Raw genomic sequence first — 23,021 nt, 5'->3', positions numbered from 1 at the left:
AGGATGGGGGCCATGACGAAGCTGGCTCGGCTGCATGCGATCGCGGAGGAAGCGGCGACGATCGGCGGGCGGCTGCTGCGGGACCGGCAGGTGGGCCGGGTCACGGCGAAGAAGGATCGTGACTACGCGTCCGAGCTGGACGTCGCGATCGAGCGGGCGGTCCGGGAGCACCTGGCGGTGGCGACCCCGGAGTTCGGGTTCCTCGGCGAGGAGGAGGGCAACCACGGGGCGGCGGACGGGCCGACCTGGGTGCTCGATCCCGTTGACGGCACGTCGAATCAGGTGCACGGCCTGCCGCTCTGCGGGGTCTCGCTGGCCCTGCTGGACGAAGGCCGTCCGGTGATCGGGGTGATCGACCTCCCGTTCCTGGGCGAGCGGTTCACGGCGCGCGCGGGCGACGGTGCCCGGCTCAATGATCAGCCGATCAAGGTCTCGCCCGCCCTCGATCTGGCCGAGATCATGATCAGCATCGGCGACTTCGCGACCGGGCCGGACGTCGACGAGGGCAATGCGCGGCGGCTCGCGATCATGGGCCGGCTGGCCGCTCGGGTGGAACGGATCCGGATGCTCGGCTCGGCGGCCATCGATCTGGCCTGGGTCGCCGCGGGGCGGCTCGGCGCGAACGTACTGCTGTCCAACAAGCCGTGGGACGTGTCGGCCGGGGTGATCATCGCGCGCGAGGCGGGTGCCGTCGTGGTCGACGCCGACGGGAGCGACCACGGGCTGGCGTCGTCGGCGACCATCGCCACCTCGCCGGAACTGGCCGGTCCGCTGATCGAGTTGATCAAGACTCCATGATCGCTGAGAAGGCCCGGACTCCGGCCGACCAGGTCCGGTCCAGCTGCGAGCCGGCCAGGAACCGTTCGTCCAGTTCGAGGATCATCGTGCCGTGCGCGAAGGACCAGAGCGCCTGCGCCGCGTACGGTTCGCCGACCGCCCGGAAGAACGGCTCGCCGGCCCAGTTCTCCAACCCGTCCACCAGGTCCGAGCGCGGGAAGTCGGCGGCCGTGATCAGCCGGTAGAGGTTGGGGTGGTCCCGGCCGTGCTTCCGGTACGCGGCCAGCAGGGCGGCGATCGGAGTACGGCGACCGGGCCGGTCGAGGGCCCGGTGCAGCGCGTCGCCGCTGGCGAACAAGCCGGCCTCGACGACCAACGATTCCAGGGATCCCTTGCCGGGCAGGTGTTTGTACAGCGAGGGCGCCCGGATCTCCAACCGTTCCGCGATCCGGCGCATCGTCATCGCGGCCCTGCCCTCGGCCTCGAGCAGGTCGCGGGCGGCCGCGACGATCTCCGCCGTGCGCGGGGTCAGGGCCCGCGGCGTCGGCCGCGGCGCGACCCGGTCCAGGGCGACAGGCTTGCTCATCCGCGACGGCGTTCCAGTCGAAAGGCCGGGTGGCGGGGCGCGATCCGGCGCAGCTCGGACTCGGGCGAGTCGGCGTCGACGCCGTCGAAGAACACGCCGACCTCGGCCTTCCACTTGCGCAGGTACGCCTTGAGCACCGGCAGCTTCTCCTCGTCGTCCAGCTCGACGGCCAGCCAGTGCTCCCGGCGTTTGCCGAGCAGCAGGTCGAGCCGGCCGCCGTCGGCCCGGACGTTGCGGACCCACTGGGCCTGCCCGCGCGGGGCGACCAGGTAAGCCTCACCCTCGTACCGCAGCAGGTTGACCGGGACCTGGCGCGGTTCACCGCTGGTGCGTCCACGGACCTCCAGGACTCTCGACCCCCAGACGCTGATGCCGAGGCGGGTCAGCCCGGCGATCAGTGGGTTGAAGATCCGCTTGGTGATCCAGCCCGGTTCGCGGTAGTACGTCTGCGCGGCGGTCATGGTGCTCCAACTCTTGATCGGCTAACGTTGTTAGCTCAACCATAAGCTAACAACGTTAGCCGATCAAGGGCGGCACAGTTCAGGGCTCGGTCGGGATCCCGGCCACGTGGTCGCAGAACCACTCCAGCAGCGGGCGGAGCTCCTCGGCGGCCGCCTGGACGTGATCGAGGGCCGTGGCCTGGTGCAGCCAGGCGCCGGTGCCGAGCCGGCGGGCTGCGATCACCGAACGGTGCCGGAGCAGCAGAGCTCGCGGGTGATCGGCCGGGTAGCCGCGCGGCACCCGAACCATGACGTCCCCACCGACGGTGAACGATCGCCGCCGCAGTGTTCGTACGGCTCGTTCAAGGTGGACTCCCGGCTTGCCGGCGACCGCGTCGCGATAGCGGTCCCGCTGCTCCGGCGGTGCGTACCACCAGGCACCCTGCACGCGGAGGCCGTCGAGGTCGAGACTGATCCCGAGCTCGACGTTGCGCTCGAGCCTGATCGCCGCACCCTGCCGCTGCCACGCCGGCACGGTCGTTGCATACCGCCAGACCGAATGATCGGCGTAGGCCTGATCCCGCTCCGCCAGGTCCTGCAGCAACGCCACCATCGGCCGTCGCACCAGCCCTTCCCGTTCCGGCCGGACGGCCTCTCGTTCGCTCGGCGACGGGTCGCCCTGGAGCCGGGCCAGCACGTCGAAGGCCTCGCGCGGCCAACCGGAGAATGCCATGACCCGATGCTGCCAGCCGCCACCGACAGGCTCAGTGGATCCGGACCACCGCCCACTGGTAGTGACGATCGGAGCGGTCGTCGGGCCAGGTCTCGAAGCGCTCGACGGTGCCGACGGCGCTCAGCATGGTGCGCCGGTGATCATCGTCGGTGGTGGCGAAGTACCGGTCGCCGAACTCGTTCGTATGGGTTCTCTCGTCGGGCGCAGGGCTGCCCCAGACTCCCACCGCGAGCGGCGATCCGGACCGCAGCACCCGGGCCAGTTCGGCGACGGCGCGAGCTTGATCATCCGGCGCCAGATGCATCAGCGTGCTCATCGTCCAGGCCGCCTCGAAGGTTCCGTCCGGGAACGGCAGGTCCAGGGCCGACGCCACCTCGGCCTGCAGCCCGAGGCCCCGGCAGTACGCGACGGACTCGGGAGTCAGATCGACCCCGGTGTACCTGAGCCCGGCCGCCGCGAAGGCACTGCCGTCCTGACCCGCTCCGCAGCCGACCTCCAGAAGATCGCTGCGCTGCTCGGTCCCGAGCAACTCGATGAACTCGGCCCGCAACTCGTCCCGGCGCCCGGCGTACACCCGAGCGGCGCGGGTGGTCACCTCCTTGGCGTAGAAGGTCCGGAGCTGGGTCTCGCGCTCGGCTCGAAGATCATCCGTCATGCCCTGGTCCTCGTCCTTGATCGTTTCGCGGTGTGCGGGTCACCAGTGTGGCAGGCGGCCAGGAAGAAGCGCACCGCGTCGGCGACATGGCGGCGCAGCTGGGCTCGGGTCGGGACCGCCCCGTCGCCGAGCAGCATGCCGCGGTTGAGCGGTTCGGCCATGATCAACCAGTTGAAGCGCGCCGCCTCGCGGGCCGGGTCGTCGATCGGCAGCAGTCCGCGGTCGCGGAGTTCGGTGAAGAGCGAGGTGAGTTCGCCGATGGCCCGCTTCGGTCCCCGTTCGTAGAGCACCCGGGCCAGTTCCGGGAAGCGTCCGGCCTCGCCGATCACGATCCGGCGCAGCTGGAGCACCTGCGGCTGCAGCACGATGATCAACTGGCGCTCGGCGTACTCCCGAAGCAGTTCGTCGACGTCCGGATCGTCGCCGATTCCCGGTCGGTCGTTGTGCACCCGGTCACCGGCGGTGTCGGTGATTGACGTGACGATCTCGACGAACAAGGCCTCCTTGCTGCCGAAATGCTTGTAGACGGTCTGTTTCGAGGTCTTGGCCTCGGCGGCGATCAGATCCATGTTGGTGCCGAGATAGCCGTGACTGAGGAAGATCGTGCTGGCCGCATCCAGGATCGCCCGGTGCTTGCGGTCGGACCGGGATTCGGTTCCGGCGGTTGTTCTCGGCATCGTGATCTCCTCGATCTCGGCTGCTGTTGCCAGAAGTGTACTGGACAGTCTAGTCTCGTTCCCAGTACTGGACGGTCTAGTTTTGGAGGATCTGATGACCGAGTTCGTGACCACATCGCTGGGGGACCGGATCGCGTACGACAAGCGAGGCAGCGGCCCCGGCCTAGTGTTCGTCGCCGGCGCCGGCCCGTTCCGGGCGATCGACCCGTGGACGACCGAGACCGCCGAACGCGCCGCTGCGCTCGGCCTGACCACGATCGTGTACGACCGGATCGGGCGCGGCGAGAGCGAGGGTGACGGCCGGATCGGGCTGGATCGCGAACTGGCCGCCCTCACTTCCTTGATCGACATCGCCGGTGGCCGGGCCGTGCTCTGCGGCCATTCGTCGGGCTGCGCGATCTCGCTCGCCGCGGCGGACCGTGGACTGCCGGTCGCAGGCCTGGCGCTATGGGAGGCGCCGATCGCTCCCACGGGCGAGGCGGCCGACTGGATCGCCGAGGTGGAGCGGCGGATGGACGCCGGTGATCTTGACGGCGCGCTGGCGCACTACATGAAGGACATGCCGCCGGAGTGGCTGGCCGAGTCGAAGAAGGACCCGATGTATCCGGCCTTCGTGGCACAGGTGATCAGCTACCGGGCCGACGGCGAGGCGCTGGTCTGGACCGACTCGGGGCCGCAGGCGGAGGTGTTCGCCAAGATCAGGATCCCGGTCCAGATCGTGTACGGAGAGCAAACTTTCGACGAAATGCGGGTTGCGGCCGATTCGGTCGTCGCGGCGATCCCGGGGGCGATCAAGAAGGAGATGCCCGGCGCGAACCATGCCTGGGCACCGGAACCGATGGCCGCCGAGCTGGCCTCGTTCACCCGAGCGGCTGTCGGCTGACGGCCCGGGCCGTGGCATGATCGTCCGGTGAATCGAGCTGCCGGCACACTGTCGCTGCGCGAAACCGGGCCTGCATCCCCAGGAATCCTCCTGGTCGCCCTCGGCGTGCTGGTCAACCTCGGGCTGCTGCTCTGGCTGGGTCACGCGTCCGGGCCGGACCTGGGTGCGCCGACCTCCGTCGAGGCCTGGTCGACCGTGTTTCTGGCCATCTGCTTCCAGGCCGCGCCCTTCCTGGCGGCGGGGGTGCTGCTGGCCGGTCTGATCATCACGCTGGTGCCGCGGACGGCGCTGACCTTCCTGTTGCCGCGAAGCCCGAGCTGGGCCGTGGTGTCGGCCGGGATGGCCGGGCTGATCCTGCCGGGATGCGAGTGCGCCTCGGTCCCGGTGGCGCGGTCGCTGATGGCGAAGGGGGTACCGGTAGCCCCCGCGCTGACCTTCATGCTGGCGGCGCCGGCGGTGAATCCGATCGTGCTGCTCGCCACCTGGGTCGCGTTTCCGGCGCAGCCGATGATGGTGGTCGCCCGATTCCTGGCCGGGCTGCTCACCGCGGTCGTGGTCGGCTGGCTGTTCCTCCGGCTGCAGCGCTGGGTCACCGTGCCGGCGGTGCGGGAGGCGGAGGCGACCACCGAGCGCCGGGCTGAGACGTTCCGCCGCTCGGCGGTGCACGACCTGGTCCACGCCGGCGGCTTCCTGGTCCTCGGTGCCGCGATCGCGGCCACGGTCGCGACCATGGTGCCGGCGGAGACGATCGGCGCGATCGCCGAGTCCGGCCCGCTGTCGTACCTGGCGGCCGGAGCGATGGCGGTGGTCGCAGCGATCTGCTCCGAGGCGGACGCCTTCATCGCGGCGTCGTTCACCCAGTTCACGCCGACCGCGCTGTTGATCTTCCTCACCGTCGGGCCGATGGTCGACCTGAAGCTGATCGGGATGCAGGCCGGCGTCTTCGGCGGCCGGTTCGCGGCGCGGTTCGCGCCGCTCACGTTCGTCACGGCGATCATCGTCGCGGCCCTGGTCGGGACGGTGCTGCTGTGAGCGCTCGTACTGCTGAGAAGTCCGGAACGCCCGGGAAGGGCCGGCTGCACGCCGGCTGGTGGCGCCTGGTCGAGGCGTTCCTCATCGCGGCGTTCGGCGGCACCTTGATCTGCCTCGTCGGGACCGGCCACTTCCAGCGTTATCTCCGTTCGGAGATGGCGATCCCACTGGTGCTGACCGGGTGCTGCCTGGTCGGGCTTGCGATCTGGACCGTGGTCGTCGCCTGCCGTCGCCCCGCCGACCCCGGTCATGATCATGAGCAGGATCATGATCATGAGGATCACCATGGTCATGGTGCGGTCAAGTCGCTCTGGTTGCTCCTGGTCCCGGTGCTGATCGCCGCCGTGATCAGCCCGCCGTCGATCGGTGCTCAGCTGGCCCAGCGTCGCGGGCCAGCGCCCGTGTCGGCTTCCGACGTGCCGGTGCTGCCCGACATCCCGACGTCCGCGGGCGGTTCGGGGGCCGTGATCGGCCTGCCGATGGCGAAGTACGAGGCGCTCGCGGTGACCCGGCCGCCGGAGGAACTGGCCGGCCGCAGGTTCGCGATCACCGGCTTCGTGATCAACAAGCCGGACGGTGACGGGTGGTATCTGGCCCGGATCCGGATCCAGTGCTGTGCCGCCGACGGCGTACCGGTGCTGGTCGGCATCTCGGGTGCCGGGCCGCAGCCCGACGACACCTGGCTCGAGGTCATCGGCACCTATCAGCGGCCGGAGCAGGTCCCGTACGGCGAGGTCGCCCGGCTGCTCGCCGAGGAGGTCCGGCCGATCGAGGAACCGGCCGACCCGTACGTCTACTGAGCTACGCCTCTCTCTGCTGCTCGCGGCGGTAATCGCGCGGCGGCATCCCGTACCTACGGCGGAACTGGCGGGACAGGTAGAACTCGTCGGTGAAGCCGAGCCGCTCCGCGATCCCGTGCAGCGGCAGGTCGGTCAGTCGCAGCAGGGCCGCCGCCGACTCCAGCCGCCGAGCGTTCCGGTACGCCAGCGGAGCGGCACCGAACCGCCGCCGGAAGCCGCGCCGGAACCCGTCGTAGGACGTGCCGACCTGGACGGCCAGCTCGGCAAGATCGACTCGGCCGGCGAGGTCGGCCGCGAGCCGGTCCGCGGCCTGTGCCCAGGGATCCGCCATCGGCTGCCGGCGGGTGGAGGCGGTGGTCAGCCAGTCGGCCAGGGCGAGCAGTTGCCGCTCCGCGTCGGCGGCCGTCCGCGGGGCGTTGCCGAGGATCAGGGCAAGATCATCTCCGCCGCTCGGCCAGGCCAGCGGCCGCGGTCCCGGCACGTCGAGGATGCCCCGGTCGGCGAGTAGGTCGAGCAGCGGGCCACCCGCGACCACGAACCATTCCGTCCATGACCGGCCCGGCGGAGTGCTGTACCGGTGTGGCCAGTTCGGCGGCACGACGGTCAGCGTCGACGCGGTGATCGGGACCGCCGGGCGCTCCTCGTCCCGATACTGACCCTCGCCCGACAACACCAGCGACACAACGTAATCGTCGATGGTCCGCAGGGTCCGTGGCATCACCGGCTCGTCCTCCTCCACCGACCCGGCCAGCGCGATCCAGCCCAGCCGGGTGCGCGGCCCGTCCGAGAGGGTGATGCGCATCGGCATCCCAAAACCTCCATGTCCGGGACAAGACGTCCATTCCGTGATCCTGCCCCGGACATTAGCGTCGGTGGTGCCGACATTAGAAGGAGCAGAGATGACCATGATCACGGCGGCCATGATCGACCAGTACCGGGACGAGGGCTATTTCATCCTCGAGCGGGCGATCGAGGGCGAGGAGCTGGAGCTGCTGCTCAGCGGCGCCCAGTTCGCGATCGACCGGCTCGATCGGCAGATGGACGAGGCCGGTGTCGACCGGCTCGGGATCAACGCCAAGGGCAAGCGATACTTCAGCAACATGGTCTACCAGGAGCGGCCGGAGTTGCGCCGCTTCCTCTTCGGGGACACGATGGCCGGGATCTGCCGGGCGGTGCTCGGCGACGACGCGTACCTCTTCTGGGAGCAGTACGTGATCAAGGCCGCCGACCCGGACACCTCGTTCGCCTGGCACCAGGACTCCGGCTACGTCCACGAGAACCACGAGCCGTACCTGACCTGCTGGATCGCCCTGGACGACGTGACCGAGGAGAACGGGTCGGTCTACCTGCTGCCGTACTCGCGCTCCGGGATTCGTTCCTACATCAAGCATCTGCGGTCCGAGAAGGGCGACGAGGTCTGCTACTTCGGCTCTGATCCTGGGATGCCGGTGATCGTTCCGGCCGGCTCGATCGTCTGCTTCTCCAGCACGGTGATCCACCGCAGCGGACCGAACCTGACCGACCGGCTGCGTCGGGTCTACCTGGCCCAGTACTCCTCCGAAGTGATCATGGACGCCGCCGGCGAGAAGCCGTGGGGCTCGTTCGAGCAGTTCCTCGGCGACGGCAAGGTGATCGCCAAGGCATGATCATCTTCCGGCCGCGGGCTGCCAGTCCGGGGCGTGCGCGGCAACCAGGCGGTGCCCGATCCGGACCAGCTCGGCCCGGACCGACGAAGGTTCGAGGACTCGCACGCCGCTGCCGAGGTAGATCAACTCGCAGGCGGCCTCGTGGACGGTGGGAAAGCTGGCGGTGAACCGGCGGCCCCGGCCCGGCTCGCCGGTGACCGGCTGGAGCTCGTACTGCTCGGGGAGGGTCGCGGTGACCGTACCGACGGCGTCCGGGCGGACCTGGAACTCGACCACGACCCGTTCGCTCGAGCACGGCTGGCGGCGGCGGTTGACATCCTCCCAAGCCCGGACCAGGTCGAAGCCGGCCGGACGTTCCACCGGCTCGGTCGTCGCGGCAGCGTCGACGACCCGGGAGACGCGGAAGGTCCGCAGGCCGGCGTCGCTGCCGGCCACCAGATACCAGACCCCGCCCTTCGACACGAGCCCGTACGGATGGATCCGTCGGACGACGGCGTCCTCGCCGGGTTTGGCGTACGTCAGGTCGACCCGAACTCCGGCGACGACCGCGGCGCGAAGCCGGCCGAGGACCGGCGGGGCGGCCGGGGCCGGCTGTCCCCACCGGGTCGGGTCGATGTGAATCGCGCGCCGGGTGAGGTCGGCCTGCTCCCTGGTGCTCGCCGGCAGCACCGCCAGCAGCTTGCGCAGCGCCGAGGTCAGGCCGTCCTCAAGGCCCAGACCGGCCAGCAGCTCCGGCCCGGTCACCAGGAACAGCGCCTGCGCCTCCTCCGCGGTCAGCGTCGACAGGTTGATCGCGTGGCCGTCGAGCAGGGCCCAGCCACCGTGGCGGCCCCGTTGCGAGTAGAGCGGCAGCCCGGACAGCAACAGCGCATCGAGGTCGCGCCGGATCGTGCGTTCGGACACCTCGAGTCGCCGGGCCAGGTCCGGTGCGGTCAGCTGGCCGTGGGCCTGCAGGAGCAGGGCGATGGCCACGAGGCGCTCGGCGCGCATGTTCGCAAAGTATCAAAGAAAACAGGACGGAGGGCTGGCCGGTTTTGCCTCCTAAGGTCACACTCGAAACCTCAAACCTTTGGGAGCGTGAAGCGATGAGCACGAAGGCATTGACCGGCCAGCAGATCGCGGCGGCCGGCCTGGACGGCTGGACCCTCCTTCTTTCGTACGGGCAGGGCGGCCTGCAGACCCGGATCCACACGGAGAACTTCGCCGCCGGGCTGCGGATCGTCGAGGAGATCGGCCGGGCCGCGGCGGAGTTGAACCACCATGCCGAGCTCGACCTGCGTCCGTTCCGGGTCGACGTCCGGCTGACCAGCCGCGAGGGCGGCGGCGTGACCGAGCAGGACGTGACCCTGGCGCGCCGGATCTCCGACCTCGCTGCCGCCGCCGGCACCGAACTCGAGTGCGCGACCGTGACCCGGATCGAACTGGGCCTGAACACGCCCGGCTACGCCAAGATCGCACCGTTCTGGGCGGCGGTCCTGGACGGGGAGCACGTCATCGGGACCGAGGACTGGGGCGATGTCGGCGACACCCGCCAGGCGTTGCCGATGGTCTGGTTCCAGACTTCGACGGACGCTGAGCCCGGCAGAATCTGGCACCCCCACATCTGGGTCGACCCCGCTCAGGTCCGGCCGAGAATCGACGCTGCCCTGGCCGGTGGCGGAACGCTGGTCAGCGACGCGGGAGCGCCGTCATCCTGGCTGCTCGCCGATCCGGACGGCAACCAGCTCTACCTGTGCACCTGGCAGCCGGGCGAGACGGTCCTGTGCGACTCGCAATACCGTCCGGGCGGCTCCAGCTGGGTCGACTGATCACCGCCGCGCGATGCCAGATGAATTCTCGCCGGTCAGTCACGGCGGAAATCCACATCGGTGGCACGATATTGCACTTTGCTGCACTCAGATACCGATTTCCCTGCTGTGGAGTGGCAGCAAAGAGCAATTCTGTGCCACAACCCCGACGAGCACCAGCAAATGGCGAGGCCGTGCCACTCCCCATTCACTGGGCGGACGCCTTGACCTCCATTCCGGGCCGGATTCGCCGGTCAGGGCGTCCGCTCGACGATGTCACCGCACCGACAAGATCTTCCGGCGGGCGTCGCACGACTGTGCCGAATCCGCAACACGCACCAGTCGCGGCGGGAATTCACCGGAGCCAACGGCTCGTTGCGGAATTCAGGATCGTGCATCCTTCGTGACCCTTCACGCGGACCAGGAATCCGGTGCGTGGAGGCGGAACGAAAGCAAGGTGATCGCGATGAGCGCAACGACTACCGTGATGAGGCCGATGCGCAGCCCGAAGGAACCGGCCAGTAGTCCGATCATGGCGGCAGACACGAAGCCTGCTGGTAGCTCGCCGGCCTCTACGACAGACACCCCTTCGCCCGCTGAGAGCCCGGGCTGGTCGCCCGCGGCGCCGTAGACGATCGGATCGATGCACGCCGTGCCGAGCCCGACGACAACAAAGCCCACAACCGCAGCGATCGGCGTGCCGATGGCGAGGGCCACTCCGAGTCCGGCGGCTGCCGTCGCGACGGAGATCCGAAAGCACCGCAGCCGGCCGGCACGGACCATGATCGGGCCGATCATGATGAGTCCGAACGCGTTAGCAATCGACATGGCTGCATAGGTGGTTGCTCCAATGATCGGCCCGCCCCGTGCCGTCTCGGCGGCGTAGATCGCGGCCCACTGAGCCGCGGCGACGGCCATGAAGATCGTGAGAAACCTCATCGCGGCCAAGAGGAGGAGTTGAGGTGTGAATCGGGAGATGATCTTGCGAACCCGAGCTGGTCGGCCAGTCGCATCGTGCTGTCCGTCGGGTAGCCATGGCCAGGTCAAAAGCAGGAGGATCCCAAATGCGCTACTGACCGCGGTGAGTTGAATCCATGGCGGAAGCCCTATCGCAGTGGCGAGGGCGCCGAGGGCGCTGCCCCCGAAGTTTCCTGCGCTGTAGCAGGCGATGAACGTGCCCAGCAGCGGCCGCCCGAACCGGCGTTCGACCTCGAGCTGGGTGACCCAGACCGGAGCCTCGCGGAGTTGGCTGATGAACGCCCACGCTGCGAGTCCAGCGCCCAGGAATGCGGCTGAAGGAACAACAGCCACGATCGGCGCGATGATCAACAAGGCCCAGGTCCCGAAGAGGGCGAGTCGTCGGGTTCGAACTCGGTCTATCAGGACGAGGACAACAGCCATTCCGGCAACTGTTCCGATCACGGAGATGCTGTTAGCCAGACCCCAGCCAACATCATCCGCCCCGATCCATCGGCGGATGTCTGGCGCTCTCGAGGCCCAGCTGCCCGAAAGTACGCCGGTGATCGCGCTGAGCAGGCTCGCTGCGATGCGGGCCCGGATCAGACGTCGACGGTGGGGTCGACGACGCGAGGTGGCATGAGAACTCTCGTTGAGGGACACTGGGCGGGCTCCTTTGCAACCAAGGGTGCTTGGGCCCGGGGACGATCTGTGCTTGCCGGCGAGGCCGTCCCTGGGCCGACTTGTTTCGCCAAAAGGTACGGTCGCCCGGCCGTGTGCGCATGTCCCGAAGTTGAGGCTTGAGGGTTGGCGAAGCAAGGCACTAGACCATGATCATCACGTGCCGACGTTCATCGGTGGGACCGGAGACATCGGGATCGCTGCCCCGGATCTACTCGCGTGCCGCCCCGTGTCAAAACGACCCGGATGTGCTCGTCCATGACGTACTCTGCCGACCGGTGTGAATTTCGGCCGGTCAGTCACGGCGGAAATTCACTCCAGCCGGGCGGTCGTGCCGATGATCGACTCGAAGGTCTCGAACACGGGCGGCGGACCGGCGCTGCTCCAGGCCCGCGAGGTGAGCAGGATGCCGGTCACCGGTCCGGCGTTGGACCAGGTCGAGCCCAGGCCGCCGGACCAGCCGTAGCCGCCGGCGGGCGGACCGTCCGGCAGGTCGCGGATGATCACGCCGACGCCACGGCCCCATCCGGAACTGCCATCCGGGGCCGGCCCGCCGCGAGCGAGTTGATCTCCGGTGAGCTGGTTGGTGATCATGGCCGCGACGGTCGGCTCGGCGAGCAGTCGGCGGCCGTCGAGTTCGCCGCCGTGGCGCAGCATCGATGCGAACCGGTGGTAGTCGGCCAAGGTCGAGACCAGTCCCTCGCCGCCGCCGTGGAAGGCGGGCAGGGTGCTCCACTGGCCGTCGGTCTCGTCGAAGATCGTCGTCGCTCCGGGCTCACCGGCGAAGTGGGGCCCGAACCGGTCCAGCTTCTCCGCCGGGACGCAGAACCCGGTGTCGATCATGCCGAGCGGCTCGAAGATCCGCTCGGCGAAGAACTCCGCCAGCGATTGACCCGACGCCCGCGCCACCAGGAAGCCCAGCACCTGGGACCCGACGTGATACAGCCAGCGTTCGCCCGGCTGGAACTGCAGCGGCAGCGTGCCGAGCCGCTTCAACCAGGTGTCCGGGTCGGGCATCCTGGCTGGCGTCGGCGGGCCGAAGCCGAGCCCGAGCTTGTTCCAGGCCTCGTCGAACGGCTTCGGCGAGAAGTCGGTGAAGTCCATGCCCCAGCCGAGCCTGAACGTGAGCAGATCGTCGACCGTGACCGGCCGCTCGGACGGCACCTTGTCGTGGAGCGGTCCCGCCGGGTCGCGCAGCACTTTCCGATCGGCCAGCTCCGGCAGCAGCCGGTCCACCGGCTCGTCCAGGCTGAGCATGCCCTCCTCGACCAAGATCAACGCCGCGACGGCGGTGATCGGCTTGGTCATCGAGGAGATCCGGAAGATCGTGTCGGTACGGATCGGCAACGTGCCCTGGGGATCGAGGTGCCCGATCGCTCCCGTCCGCACCTCGTCGCTGTACGAGAGCAGCCAGGCCAGTCCCGGCAACTCGCCCGAGTCGACGTGGGCGCCGAGCCGTTCCTCGATCGCCACTTGTGCAACAGGGTCTTCGGACACTGAACCCTCCTCGGTCGGCATCGAGCACAGTCTGCCCGAACTCCTGGACGACGGTGGGCGGATTCCCGCCGGGACTGGAGCCTGTTGCAGATGGCGTCGGTGGGGTCGGGGCGCACCCGGTCTGTGGGTGACTTCCGGCCGCGAACACCCGGCCGGATATGACCCACTCAGCCTGCGGGTGAGGTGCCGCGGGGCGGGACGGTCAGCCCTTCACGGCGCCGGAGGTGAGGCCTCGGACGTAGTAGCGCTGCAGGGCGATGTACAGAACGACGCAGGGGATCATGGCGACGACGGCGCCGGCGGCGAGGACGCCGTAGTCGATCTGTCCGTAGGTGCCGCGTTGCAGGTTCACCAGGTCGATCGGCAGCGTGTAGAGGGTCGGGTCGGTCAAGAACGTGAGGGCGCCGAGGAACTCGGTCCACGACGCCAGGAACGCGTACAGCGCCGTCGTTGCGGCGCCCGGCATGACCAAGGGCCAGAGCACGGAGACCAGGGTGCGCATCGTGCCGGCGCCGTCGACGTGGCCGGAGTCCTCCAGCTCGGCGGGGATCGCGGTGAACGAGTTGCGCATCACGAAGACGCCAAACGGCAGGTGGACGGTCGCGTAGAACAAGATCAATCCGAACAGACTGTCGGTCAGCCGCATCGCGTTGAGCTGCAGATAGAGCGGGGTCAGGATCGCCTGGAACGGGACCATCATGGTCAGCACGATGATCGCGAACAGCAGGTTGGCGCCACGGAATCGGAACTTCGCGAAGCCGTAGCCGGCGAACAATGCCAGCACGGCGGTGAGCAGGGCCGAGCAGAGTGAGACGATCAGGCTGTTCCCGATCGAGCGGCCCAGCGTGCCCTCCTGGACCAGCACGGTGAAGTTGCTCAGGGTCACGTCGAAGTAGGTCGCCGGGTCCGGCGGGTCGACGATCACGGCGCCCGGCTGCAGCGACCGGAACAGGGCCCAGAGCAGCGGCACCGTGAATACCAGCAGCGCCAACAAGCCGCCGAACACGTAGAGCACCTGTTTGGTCCGGGTGTCCCGTTCGATCCCGGTGATCGTCGTGGACCGGCGTACGGGTGCGGTCAGGGTCGCCATGATCAGTCCTTCTCCCGGAGCAGCCAGAACTGGGCGGCCGTCACCAGGCCGATGATCACGACCAGCAGCAGCGACATCGCCGTCGCCGCGCCCAGCTGCAGCTGGACGAACGCCCGTTTGTAGATGGCCATCACCACGGTGGTCGTCTGGGATCCGGGCCCGCCCTGGGTCAGGATGAAGAACTGGGTGAAGGCGAGGAAGGAGCCGATCACCGAGATGATCAAGCTCAGGGCGATGGTACGGCGGAGCATCGGCAGTGTGATGTGGCGCTCGGTCCGCCACCAGCCGGCGCCGTCCAGTTCGGCAGACTCGTACACGTCGCTGGGGATGCCCTGCATGCCGGACATCAGGAGCATCATGGTCAGCCCGGACACGCCCCAGACCACCAGGACGCAGATCAGGATCGTGCCGAGCGTGCCGTCCACCAGCCAGGCCGTGCTGCCGTCGGTCAGCCCGATCCACTTCAAGATCAGGTTGATCATGCCGCTGTCCGGCTGGGCCTCCAGCACCATCAGGAAGCTGAGCGTGGTCAGTCCGACCACGTACGGGATGAAGAAGACGGTTCGGAGCACCTTGGCGCCGCGCCGATTGGACCGGACCAGCACCGCCAGCGTGTAGCCGAGGAGCAAGATCGGCAACGTGACCAGGGCCGTGTAGATCAACGTGTAGAGGATGGACCAGCCGAACGCCGGATCGGTGAACGCCTGGACGTAGTTCTCCAGCCCGATGAACCGGTAGTCACCGATCAGCGGGAAGTTGGTCAGCGAGATGTAGACCGCGACCAGCAGCGGCGCCAGGACGAAGACGGAGACGAAGATCACCGCCGGCAGCACCAGCAGCAGACCGGTTCGCGGCGGATGGGTGAGCGAGCGCGGGTTCTGCCGGTACGGCCGCGCAGCCGGCCGGGCCGGCGCGGTGTCGAGCGTCTCGGTGATCATGCCTGCGCCTGCCTCAGGATGCGGTCATAACTGCGTTGCGCTTCCTCCATCGCGGCCTCCACCTCGCCGTCGAACACGGCCCGCCGGTACATCGCCAGCCAGGGGCCGTCCGGCTGGTTGTAGAGCAGGTTGTACGCCAGCGTCGTCGGCGCGTAGCCGGCGTCGAGGTGATCAAGCGTCGGCACGGCCAGCGGATACTTCGCCCGGAACTCGGGCGTCGCCACGTCGGACCGGATCGGCGTGTAGTTGCCCTCGGGTAGTCGGGCCTGCTGCTCCGGAGCGACGCAGAAGGCGGCGAATTCCCAAGCAGCGGAGGGATTCCGGGCGCCGTTGACCAGGCAGAGGTTGTTGCCGCCGTCGAAGAACGACCGGCCGCCGTCCGGTCCGCAGAGCAGCCGTACGGTGATCTTGGACAGCAACTCCTCGTCGGCGTTCTTGACGATGCCGCCGAACGACCGCGGCGTCATCCCGACCCGGCCGGCCAGGAAGTCGGCCGGATAGGTCGAGCCGTCCTCGGCGTACGCGGACGAGGGGACCAGCTTCTCCTGCCACAGCGTGCGCTGGAACTCCAGCGTCCGGCGCACCGCCTCGTTGCCGGCCACGTTGCCGCGCTGATCACCGACCTCGCCGGTGATCAGGTCGGTGTCGGCGGCCCAGATGTGCGGCTGCACGGTGAAGCCGAGGGAGCCGGCGGCGTTGCCCGGGATGGACCAGCCGTACACGTCCTCGCCGAGGCCTCTGAGCCTGCGGGCGGCTTCGAGGATCGAGGCGAAGTCCTTGGTCGAGTCGTCGATGTCGAGCCCGGCCTGCTCAAAGAGCTCGGTGTTGCAGAACAGCACGGAGTTGTCGGCCAGGAACGGCACCGCGTAGACCCGGTCGTCCTTGGTCGCAAGAGCCAGGTGCCCCGGGCTGAGTTTCTCCTTGCCGGGAAGGCGATCGATCAGGTCGGTCAGGTCGGCGAAGGCACCCCGGAAGATGAACAGCATCGAGTTGATGTCGTCGAAGTCGACCAGGTCGGGCACCCGTCCGCCGCGGATCGCGGTGGCCAGTTTGGTGACGAACTGGGCGTCCGGCACCGGGGTCACCCGGACCCGGATCCGGTTCTGTTGCTGGTGGAACGTGTCGGCCATGAACTGGATCCCGGTCTGGGTCGCCGACCGGCACCAGACCTCGACGGTGCCGTCGGCGCCGCTGCCGAAGCCGGCGGCAGCCGTGTTCACCGCCGGCAGTTGTCGGGCGCAGCCGGACGCGAGGGCCAGCACGGCCCCGGTGCCCAGCAGTGCTCTCCGCGTCAGCATCTTTGCTGTCACTCCTTCCGGGTCTTGCCCGGAGTCCCTTTACTGCAAGGGAATCCAGACCCGCATCGGTTGTGGACCGCGATTGGCCCAGAGGTGGTACGGCAGCGCCACCAACTCGACCGGACCGTCCGGTCCGCTGCCGGTGGCCTTGATCAACGTGACTCCGCCGAGCAGGTCCTCGCGCCGTTCCTCGACGAGCTCACCCGCCGGGTCGAGCCGAAGATCATCGACGGCGACGCCCTCGGCCTGGTCGGCCTGCTCCAGGGCGTAGACGAGCGGTCCGCGTTCGATGGCCAGGCAGCCGCGCGACGCGTCGACGCGTGGATGGGGTGCGGTCAGCCGCGGCGTCAGTGGCAGGTCGAGCACGAGTTGATCACCGACCTGCCAGGCCCGGCGGGCGCCGGCGTACTCGCCCGCCGTGACATCCTCGGTCCCAGCAGCCGTGGTCAGCGTCGCCCCCTCGGCCCAGGCCGGCACCCGGAGCGCGATCGTCGTCTCGTCCGGTCCGGCCTGGTCGACGGTGATCGTGATCTTGCCCTGCCACGGGTAGTCGGTCGCGACGGTGAGCTTGAGCTCGCCGGCCTGGACGGTGCCGGGCAGGTACTGGTGCAGCTGCAGTCCGTCCGCGTCCGTACTCGCCAGATAGCCTTCCAGGCTTGAGAACGTGCGCATCACGTTGGGCGGGCAGCAGGCGCAGGCGAACCAGCCGACCCGACCACGGGCCGGGGTCCGATCATGATCGGGAACCGACCGGTCGCGCAGGTGCAGCGTGTTGACGTAGAAGTACTCGGTGCCGGCCTGGGAGACCCCGGAGATGAACCCGTTGTAGATCATCCGCTCGATCTGGTCGGCATAGCTCGCCTTCCCGGTCGCCAGCAGCATCCGCCAGGCCCACTGGATGCCGCCGATGGTGGCGCAGGTCTCGGCGTAGGCCCGGTCGTTCGGCAGTTCGTACGGATCGCCGAACGCCTCGCCCTCCCAGCGGGCCCCGAGCCCGCCGGTCAGATACTCCTTCTCCAGAGCCATCGAGGCGAACTGGGTCTCCAGCGCGGCGAGCAACTCGGCATCGCCGGTCTCGGCCGCGACATCGGCGGCGCCGGCCGCCAGATAGACGGCGCGAACCGAGTGGCCCTCGACGGTGGTCGCCTCGCGGACCGGCACCCGGTCGGAGTAGTAGCCGACGTCGCGGCCGGTGATGGTGCCCCGGCCGCGGGTGTCCACGAAGTGCTTCGCCAGGTCGAGATAGGACCGCTCCCCGGTCTCCCGGTAGAGCTCGACCAGGGCCATCTCGATCACCGGATGCCCATCCAGGGCAGGGTTCTTGCCCGGCCCGAACGTGGCGACCAGATGATCGGCAACCCGGCGTGCCACGTCCAGCAGTTCGGTCCGGCCGGTGGTCCGGGAGTACGCGACGGCGGCCTGGATCAGGTGGCCGGCGCAGTAGTGCTCGTGGCTCCATTCCAGTTCGCTGTAGCGCTCCAGGCCGCGCAGCTGCACGACCGAGTCGAGGTAGCCGTCGTCGGCCTGGGCGTTCTGCAGCAGGTCGGTCAGCTCGAGGATGTCGTCGAGCAGAGCCGGGTCGGCGCCGCGTCCGTATTCCCACGCGGCAGCCTCGAGCCACTTGTGCACATCGGAGTCGGCGAAGATCGGACCGACCGCCTCGCCCTCGGCCTTGCCCGCGGCGAGCTCGAGGTTGAGCACGTTCTTCGCCTCACGCAACTGCTTCAGTCCGGCCGGGATCGCGGCGGTCCGGTTGGCGGTCTGGCGGGCGCCCAGCGGGCCACCCGTGATGGTGACCGCGCCGGCGGCCACGGGGCGCCACACCACGGCGGCGGTCTCGGTCGGACGGACGGGGCCGGCGTACGCCATGTTCAGCTCCAAGAAATTGCGGAAAACTGGAAATCTGTTTCCGTTGACGGTAGGTCTCGAGTGAACCGGTCGTCAAGGGCGAGATCCTTTCTGTGACACGGATTCTGCAATCTTGTGAGGTAGCCTGGGTCGATCGCAAGATGGAAAAATGCAGGAAAATTGTTCGACGAAGGAGGGCAGATGGCGGCTCGGCGTACGGCACGCGTCGTGGACATCGCCCGCGCGGCGGGAGTCTCGCCGGGCACCGTGTCCAAGGCGCTGAACAACTCCGGGGCCTTGCGGGAGAGCACCCGGGACCGGGTCTACCGGGCCGCGGCGGAACTCGGCTTCAGCCCCGATCCGGCCCGCCGGCCGCCGGCCAGCCGCAGCTTCACGGTCGGCCTGCTCAGTGCCGATTCGGCCGGCCGGTTCAGCATCCCGGTGATGCTCGGTGCCGAGAACGCGCTCGCCGCCGGCCAGCTGTCGGCGCTGCTCGCGACCAGCCGGAACGACCCGGTCCGCGAGGCGTACCACGTGCGGAGCCTGGTCGCCCGGCGCGTCGACGGCATCATCGTCGCGGGCCGGACCACCGACGCCCGGCCGCGGATCGACGTCCCCATCCCGGTGGTGTACGCCTTCGCGCCGTCGAGCGATCCCGACGACGCGTCCGTGATGCCCGACGACGCCGACGGGGCCCGCCGGATCGTTGATCATCTGCTCGGCATCGGGCGCCGCCGGATCGTCCACGTCGCCGGCCGGCCGCACCAGCACAGTCCTCGGACCCGGGCCGAGATCACCGCGCAGGCGGTCCACGAGGCCGGCCTGGAACTCGCCGCGCCCACCCTGTTCGGCGAGTGGAGCGAGAGTTGGGGCCGCCGCGCCGTTGATCAACTTCTGCAGGCCTGGCGCCCCGGAGAACCGCTGCCGATGGATGCGATCAGCTGCGGCAGCGACCAGATCGCCCGCGGCGTGTGCGACCGGCTGCGGGAACTGGACCTGCGGGTGCCCGACGAGATCGCGGTGACCGGCTTCGACGACTGGGACGTGATGGCGCTGGCCAGTCGGCCGCCGCTGACCACGATCGACCTGCGCCTGGAATACCTCGGCCAGCGCGCCGCCGAACTGCTGCTGGACGCCATCGACGGCCGGCCCCACCACGGCATCGAGCTGACCGGTATGGAGTTGGTGCCGCGGGCGTCAACGGGCTGGAGCTGAGCCTGAATCCGTGGACGCCACGCTACGGGAGACACCGCCACAGCGCCCCGTCCCGCCACTCGCGCCGCGCACGCCAGGCGCTGTCGACGCAACGGCGGTGTCCGTTGAGCCCTCAATGCCCGCGACGCTGCGCTCCCGCCCCAGTGGTCGTCGTGCGGACCGACGCGGCACCCTCGATGTCGGCATTTCTCCACGGGCGAGCGCCCAACCGCCATTACCACGTGGAAACGCCTCGTCCGTGGAGGAATTCCGACACGTCGAGGACTTCGTGGGCGACGCGCAACCGGCAGCGGTGGACGTGGCGGCGCCTGATGACGCGGGCGGGGTCCGGGTTGGGTCGGACGGATATGGCACGGATTCAGGCTCGGTTCTGCGCTTCGGGTCCACTCGACGTGAGCGTGCGCAGCTCGAACCCCGGTCGGTCGACCGCGTGGGGTCGCGACCGGACCGATGCTGTCCCTGAGATCAATCAGGATCGTGGAACTTCCGGGGCACCAGACACCAGGCAGGGTTCCACCTTGACGAATCGTGCTCTCGCCCGAGCCTGCCAATGAGCCGAATCCGCGCCGGCAGCCGCTTGACCAACTTAGGGGTATACGGTCGGCGACCTCTGGGCGGGAGGGCGACGTCGCGGACGTAGAGGCCGGCGGCGCTGACGGGTCCGGGCCGCTGCTCGGGCACCGCCCTTGCGTCGACGGGCCTGGACCGGCACCGGTATGGGGCGGCTCCTGAAGGGTGAGGTGGCGGTGTCGTCGCGGGCGCGGGCCGCGCGATCGGAGGCCGACCACCGATCGGGGCAATGGGGTGGCGGGGCGTACCGTTCACGCATGGAGGACACGACCCGAATCACCGTGTCGCTGCCGACCGGATTGGTCGACGAGTTGCGGAAACTGACCGACGACGTCGCCGGCATGGTCTCCGAAGCAGCGGCGCGACAGCTGCGACATGATCTGCTCGGCCTGGAACTGGAGCGCTATCAGCAGGAGCACGGAGCGTTCACCGAGGAAGAAGTGGCTGAGGCCGACGCCAGGATCGAAGCGGCGATGGTCGGACCGACTGATCAGCCGAAAGCTCAGGGATGAATTCGTCTCTGTGGCGACTGGTCGGTTGATCAAGGTCTGAGGACGATCGTTATCGTTTGTGGGTGAACTGTCGTTGTGACGCATGAGTGCCGACCTCGGATCGGGACTCCGGGCCTATCTGAAACTGCTGCGGTACCGGCCGGCGGCCGCGCCCTTCCTGGCGGCGACGATCGCTCGGCTGCCGATCTCGATGGCGCCGCTGGGCATCCTGCTGCTGGTCCAGTCCGAGCGCGACGCGTACAGCCTGGCCGGGTTCGTCACCGGCGCGTTCGCGATCGGCTCGGCCGTGGGCACGCCGCTGTGGGGTCGGGCGATGGACCGGTTCGGTCAGGTCCGGGTCATCCTGCCGACCAGTGTGGTGAGCGCGAGCCTGACGGCACTGCTGGCCCTGGCCACGATCGGCGGCCTGCCCATTCCGGTCCTGATCGCGATCTCACTCGGCGCCGGTCTGTCCTTCTCGCCGGTGACGCCGGCGATGCGGGCGGCCTGGCGGACGGTGTTCCCGGACCCGAAGTCGCGCCGGGTCGCCTTCGCGCTGGACGCCACCTCGATCGAGTTGATCTTCGTCGGCGGCCCGCTGCTGTTGTCCGCACTGCTCGCGCTGACGGTGCCGGTGGTGCCGTTGCTGGTGACCGCCGGCTGTATGGCGGTCGGCGGGATCGCGTACTGCCGGACCGATGCGGCCCGGCGGTCCCGGCCGGCCACTCCGCAGCCGGGCGACCTGGTCGGCCCTGGGCCTGCTGACGTACGGACTCATCGATCGGCCCTGACCGTCCCTGGCGTGGCCGCGGTGCTGATCGTGATGCTCATGCTCAGCGTCGGCTTCGGCCAGCTGGACACCTCGATGGCCGGCGTGGCGGGCGAGTTGCTCGGCGGCACTGAGAAGGTCGGGATCCTGTTCGCCGCGATCGCCGGCGGCAGCGCGGTCGGGGGCCTGGCCTTCGGGGCCCGGACCTGGGGGTTCGACGAGCGTCGCGGCGTCGCGGTCTGCCTCGGCCTGTTCGCCCTGTTCCTGGTCGCGATCGCGCTGCTGATCGCGCTGGCCGGCGCACCGCTCGGTGCCCTGTTGCCGCTGCTGTTCTGCACCGGGCTGACCATCGCGCCGATGTTGATCATGCAACAGGCGCTGCTGGACCACCTGACGCCCGCCTACCGGCTGAACGAGGCCCAGTCGCTGCTCTCGGCGACCAACATGGTCGGCGCCGCGGCGGGTACGGCGCTCGCCGGCATCATGATCGACTTCCGGGGCGTGGCTTCGTCGTTCGCCTGTGCCGCGGTGGCAGCGGGCCTGGCCAGCGTGATCGCGGTGGTGAACCAGCGCCGCTGGCGTGCCGCGGAGATCGCCGCCTCCCGTCGGCACGCCGACGTCGCGCGGTAGCGGCCGTCACAGGTTCCGGGCCGGCGGCCGGACGGCTACGGTACGGAGATGACCTTTGATCATGATCGGAGCAGCGTCGACGGCCAGACCGCGTTCGTGGTCGGGGCCGGATCGGGCATCGGCCGCGGCACCGCACTGCTGCTGGCCCGGCACGGAATGCGGGTCGCCTGCGTCGATCGCGACGGCGGCCCGGTCAGCGACCTGGCCGGTCAGATCATCGCCGGCGGTGGCGAGGCGATCGGCCAGGCCGCGGACGTGACTGCGCCGGACTCGGTGCAGCGGGCGTTCGCGATGACGGTGGCCGAGTTCGGCCAGGTGCACGCGGTGGTCAACTGCGCCGGCATCCAAGGCCCGATGGGCCGGCGCAGCCACGAGGTCGACCTGGCCGAGTTCGACGCCGCGGTCGCGGTCAACCTGCGCGGCGCGCTGGTGGTCAGTCAAGCCGCGCTGCCGCACCTGGTCGAACACGGCTACGGCCGGATCGCCCACGTGGCCTCGATCGCCGGCAAGGAAGGCAACCCTTCCATGATCGGCTACTCGGCCAGCAAGGCCGGCCTGATCGGGCTGGTCAAGGCGATGGCCAAGGAGTACGCCGCGGACGGCATCACGATCAACGCGCTGGCGCCGGCGGTGATCCGGACCGCCTTCCTGGACGAGCAGCCGCAGCAGGTGATCGACTACATGACGGCCAAGATCCCGATGGGCCGGGTCGGCACCATCGAGGAGGTCGCCGAGATGATCAACTTCATGGTCTCGCCGGCCTGCAGTTTCACCACCGGATTCTGCTTCGACGCCTCCGGCGGCCGGGCGACTTACTGAACCGGTTCCGTTCCTCGGACATCAAGTCTTGACAGGATTCTCGGTGCCGGAGGTACCCTCGTGATCAAGATCGCCAGGGCTGCCGGTTCGACCATTTTCTGAGCACCGTTGCTTGGATGCGGCGCGCCCACCAGAACGAACTGGAGGCGCCGATGTTCAGCCATTCTGGTAAGCGCGCTCTCTGGCCGATCTCCCATCTCTG

The 23,021-nt window shown here is 69.1% G+C and carries 23 protein-coding genes; 10 read left to right on the top strand and 13 right to left on the bottom strand.

From position 1 onward, the window contains the following. The first annotated feature begins 12 nt into the window (after nt 1-12). Nucleotides 13-798, top strand: coding sequence for an inositol monophosphatase family protein (locus tag BKA15_RS14065; protein WP_179751723.1), 786 nt, complete (start codon nt 13-15; stop codon nt 796-798). On the opposite strand, the gene BKA15_RS14060 is transcribed toward BKA15_RS14065, so the two are convergent. The 5 genes from BKA15_RS14060 to BKA15_RS14040 all read right to left on the bottom strand — a co-directional run bounded on the left by BKA15_RS14060 (nt 785) and on the right by BKA15_RS14040 (nt 3,868). After that, complete coding sequence (locus BKA15_RS14060; RefSeq protein WP_179751721.1) at nt 785-1,363, bottom strand: TetR/AcrR family transcriptional regulator; 579 nt, start codon at nt 1,361-1,363, stop codon at nt 785-787. The genes BKA15_RS14065 and BKA15_RS14060 overlap by 14 nt on opposite strands. Continuing rightward, nucleotides 1,360-1,824: a nitroreductase/quinone reductase family protein gene (locus tag BKA15_RS14055; RefSeq protein ID WP_179751719.1), complete on the bottom strand. Its 465-nt coding sequence runs from the start codon at nt 1,822-1,824 to the stop codon at nt 1,360-1,362. Before BKA15_RS14055 ends, BKA15_RS14060 begins: the two co-directional genes overlap by 4 nt. Nucleotides 1,825-1,903: 79 nt before the next feature. Beyond that, nucleotides 1,904-2,536, bottom strand: coding sequence for a DUF2461 family protein (locus BKA15_RS14050; protein WP_179751717.1), 633 nt, complete (start codon nt 2,534-2,536; stop codon nt 1,904-1,906). A 31-nt stretch (nt 2,537-2,567) separates the two neighbouring features. After that, on the bottom strand, nt 2,568-3,191 hold the full coding sequence (locus tag BKA15_RS14045; protein ID WP_179751715.1) for a class I SAM-dependent methyltransferase: 624 nt from the start codon (nt 3,189-3,191) through the stop codon (nt 2,568-2,570). Continuing rightward, nucleotides 3,188-3,868, bottom strand: coding sequence for a TetR/AcrR family transcriptional regulator (locus BKA15_RS14040; protein ID WP_179751714.1), 681 nt, complete (start codon nt 3,866-3,868; stop codon nt 3,188-3,190). The genes BKA15_RS14045 and BKA15_RS14040 overlap by 4 nt, the downstream gene beginning before the upstream one ends. A gap of 94 nt (nt 3,869-3,962) precedes the next feature. Between BKA15_RS14040 and BKA15_RS14035 the strand changes: the two genes are divergently transcribed. The 3 genes from BKA15_RS14035 to BKA15_RS14025 are packed head-to-tail and all read left to right on the top strand — an operon-like array spanning nt 3,963 to nt 6,583. After that, the gene (locus BKA15_RS14035) at nt 3,963-4,751 is read left to right on the top strand and encodes an alpha/beta fold hydrolase (protein ID WP_179751712.1); all 789 of its coding nucleotides are present in this window, start codon (nt 3,963-3,965) and stop codon (nt 4,749-4,751) included. 27 nt (nt 4,752-4,778) lie between these two features. Continuing rightward, nucleotides 4,779-5,783, top strand: coding sequence for a permease (locus BKA15_RS14030; protein ID WP_179751710.1), 1,005 nt, complete (start codon nt 4,779-4,781; stop codon nt 5,781-5,783). After that, nucleotides 5,780-6,583 (top strand): TIGR03943 family putative permease subunit, encoded by an 804-nt coding sequence (locus BKA15_RS14025; protein ID WP_179751708.1) that lies wholly within the window; start codon nt 5,780-5,782, stop codon nt 6,581-6,583. The genes BKA15_RS14030 and BKA15_RS14025 overlap by 4 nt, the downstream gene beginning before the upstream one ends. A gap of 1 nt (nt 6,584) precedes the next feature. Here BKA15_RS14025 and BKA15_RS14020 read toward each other — a convergent pair whose 3' ends face one another. Beyond that, nucleotides 6,585-7,391: a helix-turn-helix transcriptional regulator gene (locus BKA15_RS14020; RefSeq protein WP_179751706.1), complete on the bottom strand. Its 807-nt coding sequence runs from the start codon at nt 7,389-7,391 to the stop codon at nt 6,585-6,587. Between the two features lie 91 nt (nt 7,392-7,482). Here BKA15_RS14020 and BKA15_RS14015 point away from each other — a divergent pair, with 91 nt between their 5' ends. Beyond that, entirely contained in the window at nt 7,483-8,229 is a 747-nt protein-coding gene (locus BKA15_RS14015) for a phytanoyl-CoA dioxygenase family protein (protein ID WP_179751704.1), read from the top strand. On the opposite strand, the gene BKA15_RS14010 is transcribed toward BKA15_RS14015, so the two are convergent. Then, a complete protein-coding gene (locus BKA15_RS14010; RefSeq protein ID WP_179751702.1) occupies nt 8,230-9,219 on the bottom strand; it encodes a helix-turn-helix transcriptional regulator in 990 nt (329 codons plus the stop codon). It lies immediately after the preceding gene. 95 nt (nt 9,220-9,314) lie between these two features. On the opposite strand from BKA15_RS14010, the gene BKA15_RS14005 reads away from it, so the two are divergent. Then, complete coding sequence (locus BKA15_RS14005; RefSeq protein WP_179751700.1) at nt 9,315-10,037, top strand: 4a-hydroxytetrahydrobiopterin dehydratase; 723 nt, start codon at nt 9,315-9,317, stop codon at nt 10,035-10,037. Between the two features lie 390 nt (nt 10,038-10,427). On the opposite strand, the gene BKA15_RS14000 is transcribed toward BKA15_RS14005, so the two are convergent. The 6 genes from BKA15_RS14000 to BKA15_RS13975 all read right to left on the bottom strand — a co-directional run bounded on the left by BKA15_RS14000 (nt 10,428) and on the right by BKA15_RS13975 (nt 18,346). Next, complete coding sequence (locus tag BKA15_RS14000; RefSeq protein ID WP_179751698.1) at nt 10,428-11,636, bottom strand: MFS transporter; 1,209 nt, start codon at nt 11,634-11,636, stop codon at nt 10,428-10,430. 330 nt (nt 11,637-11,966) lie between these two features. Next, the gene (locus BKA15_RS13995; RefSeq protein WP_179751696.1) at nt 11,967-13,151 is read right to left on the bottom strand and encodes a serine hydrolase domain-containing protein; all 1,185 of its coding nucleotides are present in this window, start codon (nt 13,149-13,151) and stop codon (nt 11,967-11,969) included. A gap of 202 nt (nt 13,152-13,353) precedes the next feature. Then, on the bottom strand, nt 13,354-14,241 hold the full coding sequence (locus BKA15_RS13990) for a carbohydrate ABC transporter permease (protein WP_179751694.1): 888 nt from the start codon (nt 14,239-14,241) through the stop codon (nt 13,354-13,356). Nucleotides 14,242-14,243: 2 nt separating this feature from the next. Next, nucleotides 14,244-15,179 carry a carbohydrate ABC transporter permease gene (locus tag BKA15_RS13985; protein WP_179751692.1) on the bottom strand — a complete coding sequence of 312 codons (936 nt, stop codon included), beginning with the start codon at nt 15,177-15,179 and terminating at the stop codon, nt 14,244-14,246. Beyond that, nucleotides 15,176-16,477, bottom strand: coding sequence for an ABC transporter substrate-binding protein (locus BKA15_RS13980; protein ID WP_179751690.1), 1,302 nt, complete (start codon nt 16,475-16,477; stop codon nt 15,176-15,178). Before BKA15_RS13980 ends, BKA15_RS13985 begins: the two co-directional genes overlap by 4 nt. A 39-nt stretch (nt 16,478-16,516) precedes the next feature. Continuing rightward, nucleotides 16,517-18,346, bottom strand: coding sequence for a glycoside hydrolase family 127 protein (locus tag BKA15_RS13975; protein ID WP_179751688.1), 1,830 nt, complete (start codon nt 18,344-18,346; stop codon nt 16,517-16,519). 180 nt (nt 18,347-18,526) lie between these two features. On the opposite strand from BKA15_RS13975, the gene BKA15_RS13970 reads away from it, so the two are divergent. The 4 genes from BKA15_RS13970 to BKA15_RS13955 all read left to right on the top strand — a co-directional run bounded on the left by BKA15_RS13970 (nt 18,527) and on the right by BKA15_RS13955 (nt 22,819). Next, nucleotides 18,527-19,540 (top strand): LacI family DNA-binding transcriptional regulator, encoded by a 1,014-nt coding sequence (locus BKA15_RS13970; protein ID WP_179751686.1) that lies wholly within the window; start codon nt 18,527-18,529, stop codon nt 19,538-19,540. An 827-nt stretch (nt 19,541-20,367) separates the two neighbouring features. Beyond that, on the top strand, nt 20,368-20,622 hold the full coding sequence (locus tag BKA15_RS13965; protein WP_179751684.1) for a hypothetical protein: 255 nt from the start codon (nt 20,368-20,370) through the stop codon (nt 20,620-20,622). An 82-nt stretch (nt 20,623-20,704) separates the two neighbouring features. Beyond that, nucleotides 20,705-22,000 (top strand): MFS transporter, encoded by a 1,296-nt coding sequence (locus BKA15_RS13960; RefSeq protein ID WP_179751682.1) that lies wholly within the window; start codon nt 20,705-20,707, stop codon nt 21,998-22,000. A gap of 48 nt (nt 22,001-22,048) precedes the next feature. Then, entirely contained in the window at nt 22,049-22,819 is a 771-nt protein-coding gene (locus BKA15_RS13955; protein WP_179751680.1) for an SDR family NAD(P)-dependent oxidoreductase, read from the top strand. Nucleotides 22,820-23,021 lie beyond the last annotated feature (202 nt).

The sequence above is a fragment of the Microlunatus parietis genome (assembly GCF_013407955.1).
Classification (GTDB): domain Bacteria; phylum Actinomycetota; class Actinomycetes; order Propionibacteriales; family Propionibacteriaceae; genus Microlunatus; species Microlunatus parietis.
Note: the sequence above shows the minus strand (reverse complement) of the source record. Positions and strands in the feature narration are given on the sequence as shown.

Bases quoted from the DNA above. Each gene is read 5' to 3' on its own strand.
- BKA15_RS14065 (WP_179751723.1), top strand. From the start codon at position 13: ATGACGAAGCTGGCTCGGCTGCATGCGATCGCGGAGGAAGCGGCGACG.
- BKA15_RS14060 (WP_179751721.1), bottom strand. From the start codon at position 1,363: ATGAGCAAGCCTGTCGCCCTGGACCGGGTCGCGCCGCGGCCGACGCCG.
- BKA15_RS14055 (WP_179751719.1), bottom strand. From the start codon at position 1,824: ATGACCGCCGCGCAGACGTACTACCGCGAACCGGGCTGGATCACCAAG.
- BKA15_RS14050 (WP_179751717.1), bottom strand. From the start codon at position 2,536: ATGGCATTCTCCGGTTGGCCGCGCGAGGCCTTCGACGTGCTGGCCCGG.
- BKA15_RS14045 (WP_179751715.1), bottom strand. From the start codon at position 3,191: ATGACGGATGATCTTCGAGCCGAGCGCGAGACCCAGCTCCGGACCTTC.
- BKA15_RS14040 (WP_179751714.1), bottom strand. From the start codon at position 3,868: ATGCCGAGAACAACCGCCGGAACCGAATCCCGGTCCGACCGCAAGCAC.
- BKA15_RS14035 (WP_179751712.1), top strand. From the start codon at position 3,963: ATGACCGAGTTCGTGACCACATCGCTGGGGGACCGGATCGCGTACGAC.
- BKA15_RS14020 (WP_179751706.1), bottom strand. From the start codon at position 7,391: ATGCCGATGCGCATCACCCTCTCGGACGGGCCGCGCACCCGGCTGGGC.
- BKA15_RS14015 (WP_179751704.1), top strand. From the start codon at position 7,483: ATGACCATGATCACGGCGGCCATGATCGACCAGTACCGGGACGAGGGC.
- BKA15_RS14010 (WP_179751702.1), bottom strand. From the start codon at position 9,219: ATGCGCGCCGAGCGCCTCGTGGCCATCGCCCTGCTCCTGCAGGCCCAC.
- BKA15_RS14005 (WP_179751700.1), top strand. From the start codon at position 9,315: ATGAGCACGAAGGCATTGACCGGCCAGCAGATCGCGGCGGCCGGCCTG.
- BKA15_RS13990 (WP_179751694.1), bottom strand. From the start codon at position 14,241: ATGGCGACCCTGACCGCACCCGTACGCCGGTCCACGACGATCACCGGG.
- BKA15_RS13985 (WP_179751692.1), bottom strand. From the start codon at position 15,179: ATGATCACCGAGACGCTCGACACCGCGCCGGCCCGGCCGGCTGCGCGG.
- BKA15_RS13980 (WP_179751690.1), bottom strand. From the start codon at position 16,477: ATGCTGACGCGGAGAGCACTGCTGGGCACCGGGGCCGTGCTGGCCCTC.
- BKA15_RS13975 (WP_179751688.1), bottom strand. From the start codon at position 18,346: ATGGCGTACGCCGGCCCCGTCCGTCCGACCGAGACCGCCGCCGTGGTG.
- BKA15_RS13970 (WP_179751686.1), top strand. From the start codon at position 18,527: ATGGCGGCTCGGCGTACGGCACGCGTCGTGGACATCGCCCGCGCGGCG.
- BKA15_RS13965 (WP_179751684.1), top strand. From the start codon at position 20,368: ATGGAGGACACGACCCGAATCACCGTGTCGCTGCCGACCGGATTGGTC.
- BKA15_RS13960 (WP_179751682.1), top strand. From the start codon at position 20,705: ATGAGTGCCGACCTCGGATCGGGACTCCGGGCCTATCTGAAACTGCTG.
- BKA15_RS13955 (WP_179751680.1), top strand. From the start codon at position 22,049: ATGACCTTTGATCATGATCGGAGCAGCGTCGACGGCCAGACCGCGTTC.